Genomic DNA, 13,221 nt, shown 5'->3' on the forward strand with positions numbered 1-13,221 from the left:
TCAAGAACAGGTAATCACCGTGCTCAACAAACTCTCCTTACTGCTGAAAGACGCAGGTATTTCGCTTACCGATCACCAGAAAAACCAGCTTATTGCCTACGTGAATATGCTGCATAAATGGAATAAAGCGTACAACCTGACTTCGGTCCGCGATCCTAATGAGATGCTGGTACGCCATATTCTCGATAGCATTGTGGTGGCACCGTATCTGCAAGGTGAACGGTTTATCGATGTCGGCACCGGACCGGGACTGCCTGGCATTCCACTCTCTATCGTGCGTCCTGAAGCTCATTTCACGTTGTTGGATAGCCTTGGTAAACGCGTGCGTTTCCTTCGTCAGGTGCAACATGAGCTTAAACTGGAGAATATTGAGCCAGTACAGAGCAGGGTAGAAGAGTTTCCGTCAGAGCCGCCATTTGATGGCGTAATTAGCCGCGCTTTTGCCTCTCTGAACGATATGGTGAGCTGGTGCCACCATCTTCCTGGTGAGCAAGGCCGTTTCTACGCGCTGAAAGGGCAAATGCCGGAAGATGAAATCGCTTTGTTGCCCGAGGAATATCAGGTCGAATCAGTGGTTAAACTTCAGGTTCCAGCCCTGGATGGCGAACGTCATCTGGTGGTGATTAAAGCAAATAAAATTTAATTTTTATCAAAAAAATCATAAAAAATTGACCGGTTAGACTGTTAACAACAACCAGGTTTTCTACTGATATAACTGGTTACATTTAACGCCACGTTCACTCTTTTGTATCAACAAGATAACGTGGCTTTTTTTGGTAAGCAGAAAATAAGTCATAAGTGAAAATATCAGTCTGCTAAAAATCGGCGCTAAGAATCATCATTGACTGTTAAAACATTATTAAAAATGTCAATGGGTGGTTTTTGTTATGTAAATGTCATTTATTAAAACAGTATCTGTTTTTAGACTGAAATATCATAAACTTGCAAAGGCATCATTTGCCAAGTAAATAAATATGCTGTGCGCGAACATGCGCAATATGTGATCTGAAGCACGCTTTATCACCAGTGTTTACGCGTTATTTACAGTTTTTCATGATCGAACAGGGTTTGCAGAAAAGTCGCAATTGTATGCACTGGAAAAATATTTAAACATTTATTCACCTTTTGGCTACTTATTGTTTGAAATCACGGGGGCGCACCGTATAATTTGACCGCTTTTTGATGCTTGACTCTAAGCCTTAAAGAAAGTTTTATACGACACGCGGCATACCTCGAAGGGAGCAGGAGTGAAAAACGTGATGTCTGTGTCGCTCGTGAGTCGAAACGTTGCTCGGAAGCTTCTGCTCGTTCAGTTACTGGTGGTGATAGCAAGTGGATTGCTGTTCAGCCTCAAAGACCCCTTCTGGGGCGTCTCTGCAATAAGCGGGGGACTGGCAGTCTTTCTGCCTAACGTTTTGTTTATGATATTTGCCTGGCGTCACCAGGCGCATACACCAGCGAAAGGCCGGGTGGCCTGGACATTCGCATTTGGCGAAGCTTTCAAAGTTCTGGCGATGTTGGTGTTACTGGTGGTGGCGTTGGCGGTTTTAAAGGCGGTATTCTTGCCGCTGATCGTTACGTGGGTTTTGGTGCTGGTGGTTCAGATACTGGCACCGGCTGTAATTAACAACAAAGGGTAAAAGGCATCATGGCTTCAGAAAATATGACGCCGCAGGATTACATAGGACACCACCTGAATAACCTTCAGCTGGACCTGCGTACATTCTCGCTGGTGGATCCACATAACCCCCCAGCCACCTTCTGGACAATCAATATTGACTCCATGTTCTTCTCGGTGGTGCTGGGTCTGTTGTTCCTGGTTTTATTCCGTAGTGTAGCCAAAAAGGCAACCAGCGGCGTGCCAGGTAAGTTTCAGACCGCGATTGAGCTGGTGATCGGCTTTGTTAATGGTAGCGTGAAAGACATGTACCATGGCAAAAGCAAGCTGATTGCTCCGCTGGCCCTGACGATCTTCGTCTGGGTATTCCTGATGAACCTGATGGATTTACTGCCTATCGACCTGCTGCCGTACATTGCTGAACATGTACTGGGTCTGCCTGCACTGCGTGTGGTTCCGTCTGCTGACGTGAACGTAACGCTGTCTATGGCACTGGGCGTATTTATCCTGATTCTGTTCTACAGCATCAAAATGAAAGGCATCGGCGGCTTCACGAAAGAGTTGACGCTGCAGCCGTTCAATCACTGGGCGTTCATTCCTGTCAACTTAATCCTTGAAGGGGTAAGCCTGCTGTCCAAACCAGTTTCACTCGGTTTGCGACTGTTCGGTAACATGTATGCCGGTGAGCTGATTTTCATTCTGATTGCTGGTCTGTTGCCGTGGTGGTCACAGTGGATCCTGAATGTGCCGTGGGCCATTTTCCACATCCTGATCATTACGCTGCAAGCCTTCATCTTCATGGTTCTGACGATCGTCTATCTGTCGATGGCGTCTGAAGAACATTAATTTACCAACACTACTACGTTTTAACTGAAACAAACTGGAGACTGTCATGGAAAACCTGAATATGGATCTGCTGTACATGGCTGCCGCTGTGATGATGGGTCTGGCGGCAATCGGTGCTGCGATCGGTATCGGCATCCTCGGGGGTAAATTCCTGGAAGGCGCAGCGCGTCAACCTGATCTGATTCCTCTGCTGCGTACTCAGTTCTTTATCGTTATGGGTCTGGTGGATGCTATCCCGATGATCGCTGTAGGTCTGGGTCTGTACGTGATGTTCGCTGTCGCGTAGTAAGCGTTGCTTTTATTTAAAGAGCAATATCAGAACGTTAACTAAATAGAGGCATTGTGCTGTGAATCTTAACGCAACAATCCTCGGCCAGGCCATCGCGTTTGTCCTGTTCGTTCTGTTCTGCATGAAGTACGTATGGCCGCCATTAATGGCAGCCATCGAAAAACGTCAAAAAGAAATTGCTGACGGCCTTGCTTCCGCAGAACGAGCACATAAGGACCTTGACCTTGCAAAGGCCAGCGCGACCGACCAGCTGAAAAAAGCGAAAGCGGAAGCCCAGGTAATCATCGAGCAGGCTAACAAACGCCGCTCGCAGATTCTGGACGAAGCGAAAGCTGAGGCAGAACAGGAACGTACTAAAATCGTGGCCCAGGCGCAGGCGGAAATTGAAGCCGAGCGTAAACGTGCCCGTGAAGAGCTGCGTAAGCAAGTTGCTATCCTGGCTGTTGCTGGCGCCGAGAAGATCATCGAACGTTCCGTGGATGAAGCTGCTAACAGCGACATCGTGGATAAACTTGTCGCTGAACTGTAAGGAGGGAGGGGCTGATGTCTGAATTTATTACGGTAGCTCGCCCCTACGCCAAAGCAGCTTTTGACTTTGCCGTCGAACACCAAAGTGTAGAACGCTGGCAGGACATGCTGGCGTTTGCCGCCGAGGTAACCAAAAACGAACAAATGGCAGAGCTTCTCTCTGGCGCGCTTGCGCCAGAAACGCTCGCCGAGTCGTTTATCGCAGTTTGTGGTGAGCAACTGGACGAAAACGGTCAGAACCTGATTCGGGTAATGGCTGAAAATGGTCGTCTTAACGCGCTCCCGGATGTTCTGGAGCAGTTTATTCACCTGCGTGCCGTGAGTGAGGCTACCGCTGAGGTAGACGTCATTTCCGCTGCCGCACTGAGTGAACAACAGCTCGCGAAAATTTCTGCTGCGATGGAAAAACGTCTGTCACGCAAAGTTAAGCTGAATTGCAAAATCGATAAGTCTGTAATGGCAGGCGTTATCATCCGAGCGGGTGATATGGTCATTGATGGCAGCGTACGCGGTCGTCTTGAGCGCCTTGCAGACGTCTTGCAGTCTTAAGGGGACTGGAGCATGCAACTGAATTCCACCGAAATCAGCGAACTGATCAAGCAGCGCATTGCTCAGTTCAATGTTGTGAGTGAAGCTCACAACGAAGGTACTATTGTTTCTGTAAGTGACGGTGTTATCCGCATTCACGGCCTGGCCGATTGTATGCAGGGTGAAATGATCTCCCTGCCGGGTAACCGTTACGCTATCGCACTGAACCTCGAGCGCGACTCTGTAGGTGCGGTTGTTATGGGGCCGTACGCTGACCTTGCCGAAGGCATGAAAGTTAAGTGTACTGGCCGTATCCTGGAAGTTCCGGTTGGCCGTGGCCTGCTGGGCCGTGTGGTTAACACTCTGGGTGCACCAATCGACGGTAAAGGTCCGCTGGATCACGACGGCTTCTCTGCTGTAGAAGCAATCGCTCCGGGCGTTATCGAACGTCAGTCCGTAGATCAGCCGGTACAGACCGGTTATAAAGCCGTTGACTCCATGATCCCAATCGGTCGTGGTCAGCGTGAATTGATCATCGGTGACCGTCAGACCGGTAAAACCGCACTGGCTATCGATGCCATCATCAACCAGCGCGATTCCGGTATCAAATGTATCTATGTCGCTATCGGCCAGAAAGCGTCCACCATTTCTAACGTGGTACGTAAACTGGAAGAGCACGGCGCACTGGCTAACACCATCGTTGTGGTAGCAACCGCGTCTGAATCCGCAGCACTGCAATACCTGGCACCGTACGCTGGTTGCGCAATGGGTGAATACTTCCGTGACCGCGGTGAAGATGCGCTGATCATTTACGATGACCTGTCTAAACAGGCTGTTGCTTACCGTCAGATCTCCCTGCTGCTCCGTCGTCCGCCAGGACGTGAAGCATTCCCAGGCGACGTATTCTACCTCCACTCTCGTCTGCTGGAGCGTGCTGCGCGTGTTAACGCCGAATACGTTGAAGCTTTCACCAAAGGTGAAGTGAAAGGGAAAACCGGTTCTCTGACTGCGCTGCCGATTATCGAAACTCAGGCGGGTGACGTTTCTGCGTTCGTTCCGACCAACGTAATCTCCATTACCGATGGTCAGATCTTCCTGGAAACCAACCTGTTCAACGCCGGTATTCGTCCTGCGGTTAACCCGGGTATTTCCGTATCCCGTGTTGGTGGTGCAGCACAGACCAAGATCATGAAAAAACTGTCCGGTGGTATCCGTACCGCTCTGGCACAGTATCGTGAACTGGCAGCGTTCTCTCAGTTTGCATCCGACCTTGACGATGCAACACGTAAGCAGCTTGACCACGGTCAGAAAGTGACCGAACTGCTGAAGCAGAAACAGTATGCGCCGATGTCTGTTGCGCAACAGTCTCTGGTTCTGTTCGCAGCAGAACGTGGTTACCTGGCGGATGTTGAACTGTCGAAAATCGGCAGCTTCGAAGCCGCTCTGCTGGCTTACGTCGACCGTGATCACGCTCCGTTGATGCAAGAGATCAACCAGACCGGTGGCTACAACGACGAAATCGAAGGCAAGCTGAAAGGCATCCTCGATTCCTTCAAAGCAACCCAATCCTGGTAACGTCTGGCGGCTTGCCTTAGGGCAGGCCGCAAGGCATTGAGGAGAAGCTCATGGCCGGCGCAAAAGAGATACGTAGTAAGATCGCAAGCGTCCAGAACACGCAAAAGATCACTAAAGCGATGGAGATGGTCGCCGCTTCCAAAATGCGTAAATCGCAGGATCGCATGGCGGCCAGCCGTCCTTATGCAGAAACCATGCGCAAAGTGATTGGTCACCTTGCACACGGTAATCTGGAATATAAGCACCCTTACCTGGAAGACCGCGACGTTAAACGCGTGGGCTACCTGGTGGTGTCGACCGACCGTGGTTTGTGCGGTGGTTTGAACATTAACCTGTTCAAAAAACTGCTGGCGGAAATGAAGACCTGGACCGACAAAGGCGTTCAATGCGACCTCGCAATGATCGGCTCGAAAGGCGTGTCGTTCTTCAACTCCGTGGGCGGCAATGTTGTTGCCCAGGTCACCGGCATGGGGGATAACCCTTCCCTGTCCGAACTGATCGGTCCGGTAAAAGTGATGTTGCAGGCCTACGACGAAGGCCGTCTGGACAAGCTTTACATTGTCAGCAACAAATTTATTAACACCATGTCTCAGGTTCCGACCATCAGCCAGCTGCTGCCGTTACCGGCATCAGATGATGATGATCTGAAACATAAATCCTGGGATTACCTGTACGAACCCGATCCGAAGGCGTTGCTGGATACCCTGCTGCGTCGTTATGTCGAATCTCAGGTTTATCAGGGCGTGGTTGAAAACCTGGCCAGCGAGCAGGCCGCCCGTATGGTGGCGATGAAAGCCGCGACCGACAATGGCGGCAGCCTGATTAAAGAGCTGCAGTTGGTATACAACAAAGCTCGTCAGGCCAGCATTACTCAGGAACTCACCGAGATCGTCTCGGGGGCCGCCGCGGTTTAAACAGGTTATTTCGTAGAGGATTTAAGATGGCTACTGGAAAGATTGTCCAGGTAATCGGCGCCGTAGTTGACGTCGAATTCCCTCAGGATGCCGTACCGCGCGTGTACGATGCTCTTGAGGTGCAAAATGGTAATGAGCGTCTGGTGCTGGAAGTTCAGCAGCAGCTCGGCGGCGGTATCGTGCGTACCATCGCAATGGGTTCCTCCGACGGTCTGCGTCGCGGTCTGGATGTAAAAGACCTCGAACACCCGATCGAAGTCCCGGTAGGTAAAGCGACTCTGGGCCGTATCATGAACGTACTGGGTGAACCGGTCGACATGAAAGGCGAGATCGGTGAAGAAGAGCGTTGGGCGATTCACCGCGCAGCACCTTCCTACGAAGAGCTGTCAAACTCTCAGGAACTGCTGGAAACCGGTATCAAAGTTATCGACCTGATGTGTCCGTTCGCTAAGGGCGGTAAAGTTGGTCTGTTCGGTGGTGCGGGTGTAGGTAAAACCGTAAACATGATGGAGCTTATTCGTAACATCGCGATCGAGCACTCCGGTTACTCTGTGTTTGCGGGCGTAGGTGAACGTACTCGTGAGGGTAACGACTTCTACCACGAAATGACCGACTCCAACGTTATCGACAAAGTATCCCTGGTGTATGGCCAGATGAACGAGCCGCCGGGAAACCGTCTGCGCGTTGCTCTGACCGGTCTGACCATGGCTGAGAAATTCCGTGACGAAGGTCGTGACGTTCTGCTGTTCGTTGACAACATCTATCGTTACACCCTGGCCGGTACGGAAGTATCCGCACTGCTGGGCCGTATGCCTTCAGCGGTAGGTTATCAGCCGACCCTGGCGGAAGAGATGGGCGTTCTGCAGGAACGTATCACCTCCACCAAAACCGGTTCTATCACCTCCGTACAGGCAGTATACGTACCTGCGGATGACTTGACTGACCCGTCTCCGGCAACCACCTTTGCGCACCTTGACGCAACCGTGGTACTGAGCCGTCAGATCGCGTCTCTGGGTATCTACCCGGCCGTTGACCCGCTGGACTCCACCAGCCGTCAGCTGGACCCGCTGGTGGTTGGTCAGGAACACTACGACACTGCGCGTGGCGTTCAGTCCATCCTGCAACGTTATCAGGAACTGAAAGACATTATCGCCATCCTGGGTATGGATGAACTGTCTGAAGAAGACAAACTGGTGGTAGCGCGTGCTCGTAAGATCCAGCGCTTCCTGTCCCAGCCGTTCTTCGTGGCAGAAGTATTCACCGGTTCTCCGGGTAAATACGTCTCCCTGAAAGACACCATCCGTGGCTTTAAAGGCATCATGGAAGGCGAATACGATCACCTGCCGGAGCAGGCGTTCTACATGGTCGGTTCCATCGAAGAAGCTGTGGAAAAAGCCAAAAAACTTTAACGCCTTAATCGGAGGGTGATATGGCAATGACTTACCACCTGGACGTCGTCAGCGCAGAGCAACAAATGTTCTCTGGTCTGGTCGAGAAAATCCAGGTAACGGGTAGCGAAGGTGAACTGGGGATCTACCCTGGCCACGCACCGCTGCTCACCGCCATTAAGCCTGGTATGATTCGCATCGTGAAACAGCACGGTCACGAAGAGTTTATCTATCTGTCTGGCGGCATTCTTGAAGTGCAGCCTGGCAACGTGACCGTTCTGGCCGACACCGCAATTCGCGGCCAGGATCTCGACGAAGCGCGAGCCATGGAAGCGAAACGTAAGGCTGAAGAGCACATTAGCAGCTCTCACGGCGACGTAGATTACGCTCAGGCGTCTGCGGAACTGGCCAAAGCGATCGCGCAGCTGCGCGTTATCGAGTTGACCAAAAAAGCGATGTAACACCGGCTTGAAAAGCACAAAAGCCAGTCTGGCAACAGGCTGGCTTTTTTTTACGCGTATTGACCCGTCCTGAAAAGCGTTCACATAGATCCTGATGATATAAAACACCCCTGTTTTCCCGTTTATTCATTGATCGAAATAAGAGCAAAAACATCCACCTGACGCTTAAATGAAGGTACTGCCTTAATTTTCTGCAGACAAAAGGCGTGACGATGGTCGAAAATGGCGCTTTCGTCAGCGGGGATAATCCGTTATTGAACAATTTATCCTCTGTCCATTTCACGATGAAAAAAATGTAGTTTTTTCAAGGTGAAGCGGTTTAAATTCGTTCTCAAATTACAGTCAGGACGCGTATGTTGAATAATGCTATGAGCGTAGTGATCCTTGCCGCAGGCAAAGGCACGCGCATGTATTCCGATCTTCCGAAAGTGCTGCATACCCTTGCCGGGAAAGCGATGGTTCAGCATGTCATTGATGCTGCGAATGAATTAGGCGCAGCGCACGTTCACCTTGTGTATGGTCACGGCGGCGATCTGCTTAAGCAGGCGCTGAAAGACGACAACCTGAACTGGGTGCTTCAGACAGAACAGCTGGGTACGGGTCATGCGATGCAGCAGGCCGCACCTTTCTTTGCCGATGATGAAGACATTTTAATGCTCTACGGCGACGTGCCGCTGATCTCTGTCGAAACACTCCAGCGTCTGCGTGATGCTAAACCGCAGGGTGGCATTGGTCTGCTGACGGTAAAACTGGATGATCCGACCGGTTATGGACGTATCACCCGTGAAAACGGCAAAGTTACCGGCATTGTTGAGCACAAAGATGCCACCGACGAGCAGCGTCAGATTCAGGAGATCAACACCGGCATTCTGATTGCCAACGGCGCAGATATGAAACGCTGGCTGGCGAAGCTGACCAACAATAATGCTCAGGGCGAATACTACATCACCGACATTATTGCGCTGGCGTATCAGGAAGGACGTGAAATCGTCGCCGTTCATCCGCAACGTTTAAGCGAAGTAGAAGGCGTGAATAACCGCCTGCAACTCTCCCGACTGGAGCGCGTTTACCAGTCCGAACAGGCTGAAAAACTGCTGTTAGCAGGTGTTATGCTGCGCGATCCGGCGCGTTTTGATCTGCGCGGTACGCTTACTCACGGGCGCGATGTTGAAATTGATACTAACGTTATCATCGAGGGCAACGTGACTCTCGGTCATCGCGTGAAAATCGGCACCGGTTGCGTGATTAAAAACAGCGTGATTGGCGATGATTGCGAAATCAGTCCATATACCGTCGTGGAAGACGCGAATCTGGCTGCGGCCTGTACTATTGGCCCGTTTGCCCGTCTGCGTCCTGGTGCTGAGTTGCTGGAAGGTGCACACGTCGGTAACTTCGTTGAGATGAAAAAAGCGCGTCTGGGTAAAGGCTCGAAAGCTGGTCATCTGACTTACCTGGGCGATGCGGAAATTGGCGATAACGTTAACATCGGCGCGGGAACCATTACCTGCAACTACGATGGTGCGAATAAATTTAAGACCATTATCGGCGACGATGTGTTTGTCGGTTCCGACACTCAACTGGTGGCCCCGGTAACAGTAGGCAAAGGCGCGACCATTGCTGCGGGTACAACTGTGACGCGTAATGTCGGCGAAAATGCCCTGGCGATCAGCCGTGTGCCGCAGACTCAAAAAGAAGGCTGGCGTCGTCCGGTAAAGAAAAAGTAATTCTGGCCGGGTAATCCGGTCATATGGGATGAGGAGATAACATAATCTCCCGCCCACAAGCAGTAACTATAAAAATAACCCCACTCTCTACAAGGCTCGGGGCGCCCGAAATACGGGCATACAGGTTGACCGACAACGATATAAATCGGAATCAAAAACTATGTGTGGAATTGTTGGCGCGATCGCGCAACGTGATGTAGCAGAAATCCTTCTTGAAGGTTTACGTCGTCTGGAATACCGCGGATATGATTCTGCCGGTCTGGCCGTTGTTGATGCAGAAGGTCATATGACCCGCCTGCGTCGCCTCGGTAAAGTACAGATGCTGGCTCAGGCAGCGGAAGAACATCCTCTGCATGGCGGCACCGGTATTGCTCACACTCGCTGGGCGACCCACGGTGAACCTTCAGAAGCTAACGCGCATCCGCATGTTTCTGAACACATTGTGGTGGTGCATAACGGCATCATCGAAAACCATGAACCGCTGCGTGAAGAGTTAAAAGCGCGTGGCTATACCTTCGTTTCTGAAACCGACACCGAAGTGATTGCACATTTGGTGAACTGGGAGCTGAAACAAGGCGGTACTCTGCGTGAGGCAGTTCTGCGTGCTATCCCGCAACTGCGTGGTGCGTACGGTACAGTGATCATGGACTCCCGTCATCCGGATACCCTGCTGGCGGCACGTTCTGGTAGTCCGCTGGTGATTGGCCTGGGTATGGGCGAAAACTTTATCGCTTCTGACCAGCTGGCGCTGTTGCCAGTGACTCGTCGCTTTATCTTCCTTGAAGAGGGCGATATTGCGGAAATCACTCGCCGTTCGGTAAACATCTTCGATAAAACTGGCGCGGAAGTAAAACGTCAGGATATCGAATCCAATCTGCAATATGACGCGGGCGATAAAGGTATTTACCGCCACTACATGCAGAAAGAGATCTACGAACAGCCGAACGCGATCAAAAACACCCTTACCGGGCGCATCAGCCACGGTCAGGTTGATTTAAGCGAGCTGGGACCGAACGCCGATGAACTGCTGTCGAAGGTTGAGCATATTCAGATCCTCGCCTGTGGTACTTCTTATAACTCCGGTATAGTTTCCCGCTACTGGTTTGAATCGCTGGCAGGTATTCCGTGCGACGTCGAAATCGCCTCTGAATTCCGCTATCGCAAATCTGCCGTGCGTCGTAACAGCCTGATGATCACCTTGTCACAGTCTGGCGAAACCGCGGATACCCTGGCGGGCCTGCGTCTGTCGAAAGAGCTGGGTTACCTTGGTTCGCTGGCAATCTGTAACGTTCCGGGTTCTTCTCTGGTGCGCGAATCCGATCTGGCGCTGATGACCAACGCCGGTACGGAAATTGGCGTGGCCTCCACCAAAGCATTCACCACCCAGTTAACTGTGCTGTTGATGCTGGTGGCGAAACTGTCTCGCCTGAAAGGTCTGGATGCCTCCATTGAACATGACATCGTGCATGGTCTGCAGGCGCTGCCGAGCCGTATTGAGCAGATGCTGTCTCAGGACAAACGCATTGAAGCGCTGGCAGAAGATTTCTCTGACAAACATCACGCGCTGTTCCTGGGCCGTGGCGATCAGTACCCAATCGCGCTGGAAGGTGCATTGAAGCTGAAAGAGATCTCTTACATTCACGCTGAAGCCTACGCTGCAGGCGAACTGAAACACGGTCCGCTGGCGCTGATTGATGCCGATATGCCGGTTATCGTCGTTGCACCGAACAACGAATTGCTGGAAAAACTGAAATCCAACATTGAAGAAGTTCGCGCGCGTGGCGGTCAGTTGTATGTCTTCGCCGATCAGGATGCGGGTTTTGTGAGCAGTGACAATATGCACATTATTGAGATGCCGCATGTGGAAGAGGTGATTGCACCGATCTTCTACACCGTTCCGCTGCAACTACTGGCTTACCACGTTGCGCTGATCAAAGGCACCGACGTTGACCAGCCGCGTAACCTGGCAAAATCGGTAACGGTTGAGTAATAAATGGATGCCCTGCGTAAGCGGGGCATTTTTCTTCCTGTTATGTTTTTAATCAAACATCCTGCCAACTCCATGTGACAAACCGTCATCTTCGGCTACTTTTTCTCTGTCACAGAATGAAAATTTTTCTGTCATCTCTTCGTTATTAATATTTGTAATTAACTGAATATAAACTCTTATTTAAATCGGACTGAAGACATTCTCTCTCTGTCATAAAACTGTCATAAACCTTACATATAACTGTCACCTGTTTGTCCTATTTTGCTTCTCGTAGCCAACAAACAATGCTTTATGAATCCTCCCAGGAGACATTATGAAAGTTATGCGTACCACCGTCGCAACTGTTGTCGCCGCGACCTTATCGATGAGCGCTTTCTCTGTGTTTGCAGAAGCAAGCCTGACAGGTGCAGGTGCAACCTTCCCTGCGCCGGTGTATGCCAAATGGGCTGACACTTACCAGAAAGAAACCGGTAATAAAGTTAACTACCAGGGTATCGGTTCTTCCGGTGGCGTAAAACAGATTATCGCTAACACCGTTGATTTCGGTGCCTCTGACGCGCCGCTGTCTGATGAAAAACTGGCTCAGGAAGGCCTGTTCCAGTTCCCGACCGTGATTGGCGGCGTGGTGCTGGCGGTTAATATTCCAGGTCTGAAGTCTGGCGAACTGGTGCTGGATGGTAAAACCCTCGGCGACATCTACCTGGGCAAAATCAAGAAGTGGGATGATGAAGCCATCGCCAAACTGAATCCGGGTCTGAAACTGCCTTCACAGAACATTGCTGTAGTACGCCGCGCAGATGGCTCCGGGACTTCCTTCGTCTTCACCAGCTACCTGGCGAAAGTGAACGAAGAGTGGAAAAACAACGTTGGTACTGGCTCTACCGTAAAATGGCCGATCGGTCTGGGCGGTAAAGGTAACGACGGTATCGCCGCGTTCGTTCAGCGTCTGCCGGGTGCAATTGGTTACGTTGAATATGCTTACGCGAAGCAGAACAACCTGGCGTACACCAAACTGATCTCCGCTGATGGCAAACCGGTGAGTCCGACCGAAGAAAACTTCGCTAATGCAGCAAAAGGCGCAGACTGGAGCAAAACATTCGCTCAGGATCTGACCAACCAGAAAGGCGAAGATGCATGGCCTATTACCTCTACCACGTTCATTCTGATCCATAAAGATCAGAAGAAACCAGAACAAGGCACCGAAGTGTTGAAGTTCTTCGACTGGGCATACAAAACCGGGGCTAAACAGGCGAACGACCTGGATTACGCCAGCCTGCCGGATAGCGTAGTTGAACAGGTTCGCGCTGCGTGGAAGACCAATATTAAAGACAGTAGCGGCAAGCCGCTGTACTAATAAAAC

13 protein-coding genes are annotated in these 13,221 nt (G+C 51.1%); all 13 read left to right on the forward strand.

Going from position 1 to position 13,221, the window contains the following annotated elements; genetic code table 11:
• Positions 1–19: 19 nt before the first annotated feature.
• The 13 genes from rsmG to pstS all read left to right on the forward strand — a co-directional run bounded on the left by rsmG (position 20) and on the right by pstS (position 13,215).
• Positions 20–643, forward strand: a complete 624-nt coding sequence (gene rsmG, locus EAS44_RS24855) for a 16S rRNA (guanine(527)-N(7))-methyltransferase RsmG (RefSeq protein ID WP_000932839.1) — start codon at positions 20–22, stop codon at positions 641–643.
• A gap of 616 nt (positions 644–1,259) precedes the next feature.
• Positions 1,260–1,640, forward strand: coding sequence for a F0F1 ATP synthase subunit I (atpI, locus tag EAS44_RS24860; RefSeq protein ID WP_000116695.1), 381 nt, complete (start codon positions 1,260–1,262; stop codon positions 1,638–1,640).
• A gap of 8 nt (positions 1,641–1,648) precedes the next feature.
• Positions 1,649–2,464: a F0F1 ATP synthase subunit A gene (gene atpB / locus EAS44_RS24865; RefSeq protein ID WP_000135618.1), complete on the forward strand. Its 816-nt coding sequence runs from the start codon at positions 1,649–1,651 to the stop codon at positions 2,462–2,464.
• Between the two features lie 46 nt (positions 2,465–2,510).
• The gene (gene atpE / locus EAS44_RS24870) at positions 2,511–2,750 is read left to right on the forward strand and encodes a F0F1 ATP synthase subunit C (RefSeq protein WP_000429386.1); all 240 of its coding nucleotides are present in this window, start codon (positions 2,511–2,513) and stop codon (positions 2,748–2,750) included.
• Positions 2,751–2,811: 61 nt separating this feature from the next.
• A complete protein-coding gene (gene atpF, locus EAS44_RS24875) occupies positions 2,812–3,282 on the forward strand; it encodes a F0F1 ATP synthase subunit B (RefSeq protein WP_001052219.1) in 471 nt (156 codons plus the stop codon).
• Positions 3,283–3,296: 14 nt separating this feature from the next.
• The gene (gene atpH, locus EAS44_RS24880; RefSeq protein ID WP_001288587.1) at positions 3,297–3,830 is read left to right on the forward strand and encodes a F0F1 ATP synthase subunit delta; all 534 of its coding nucleotides are present in this window, start codon (positions 3,297–3,299) and stop codon (positions 3,828–3,830) included.
• Between the two features lie 12 nt (positions 3,831–3,842).
• Positions 3,843–5,384 (forward strand): F0F1 ATP synthase subunit alpha, encoded by a 1,542-nt coding sequence (gene atpA / locus EAS44_RS24885; protein ID WP_001176745.1) that lies wholly within the window; start codon positions 3,843–3,845, stop codon positions 5,382–5,384.
• 50 nt (positions 5,385–5,434) lie between these two features.
• Entirely contained in the window at positions 5,435–6,298 is an 864-nt protein-coding gene (gene atpG / locus EAS44_RS24890; protein WP_000896498.1) for a F0F1 ATP synthase subunit gamma, read from the forward strand.
• Positions 6,299–6,324: 26 nt separating this feature from the next.
• Positions 6,325–7,707, forward strand: coding sequence for a F0F1 ATP synthase subunit beta (gene atpD / locus EAS44_RS24895; RefSeq protein WP_000190506.1), 1,383 nt, complete (start codon positions 6,325–6,327; stop codon positions 7,705–7,707).
• A 20-nt stretch (positions 7,708–7,727) separates the two neighbouring features.
• Positions 7,728–8,147, forward strand: coding sequence for a F0F1 ATP synthase subunit epsilon (gene atpC, locus EAS44_RS24900; RefSeq protein ID WP_001251965.1), 420 nt, complete (start codon positions 7,728–7,730; stop codon positions 8,145–8,147).
• A 353-nt stretch (positions 8,148–8,500) separates the two neighbouring features.
• On the forward strand, positions 8,501–9,871 hold the full coding sequence (glmU, locus tag EAS44_RS24910; RefSeq protein ID WP_000933754.1) for a bifunctional UDP-N-acetylglucosamine diphosphorylase/glucosamine-1-phosphate N-acetyltransferase GlmU: 1,371 nt from the start codon (positions 8,501–8,503) through the stop codon (positions 9,869–9,871).
• Between the two features lie 160 nt (positions 9,872–10,031).
• The gene (gene glmS, locus EAS44_RS24915; RefSeq protein WP_000334080.1) at positions 10,032–11,861 is read left to right on the forward strand and encodes a glutamine--fructose-6-phosphate transaminase (isomerizing); all 1,830 of its coding nucleotides are present in this window, start codon (positions 10,032–10,034) and stop codon (positions 11,859–11,861) included.
• Between the two features lie 313 nt (positions 11,862–12,174).
• Complete coding sequence (pstS, locus tag EAS44_RS24920) at positions 12,175–13,215, forward strand: phosphate ABC transporter substrate-binding protein PstS (protein ID WP_000867146.1); 1,041 nt, start codon at positions 12,175–12,177, stop codon at positions 13,213–13,215.
• Positions 13,216–13,221 lie beyond the last annotated feature (6 nt).

Source organism: Escherichia coli DSM 30083 = JCM 1649 = ATCC 11775 (genome assembly GCF_003697165.2).
Classification (GTDB): domain Bacteria; phylum Pseudomonadota; class Gammaproteobacteria; order Enterobacterales; family Enterobacteriaceae; genus Escherichia; species Escherichia coli.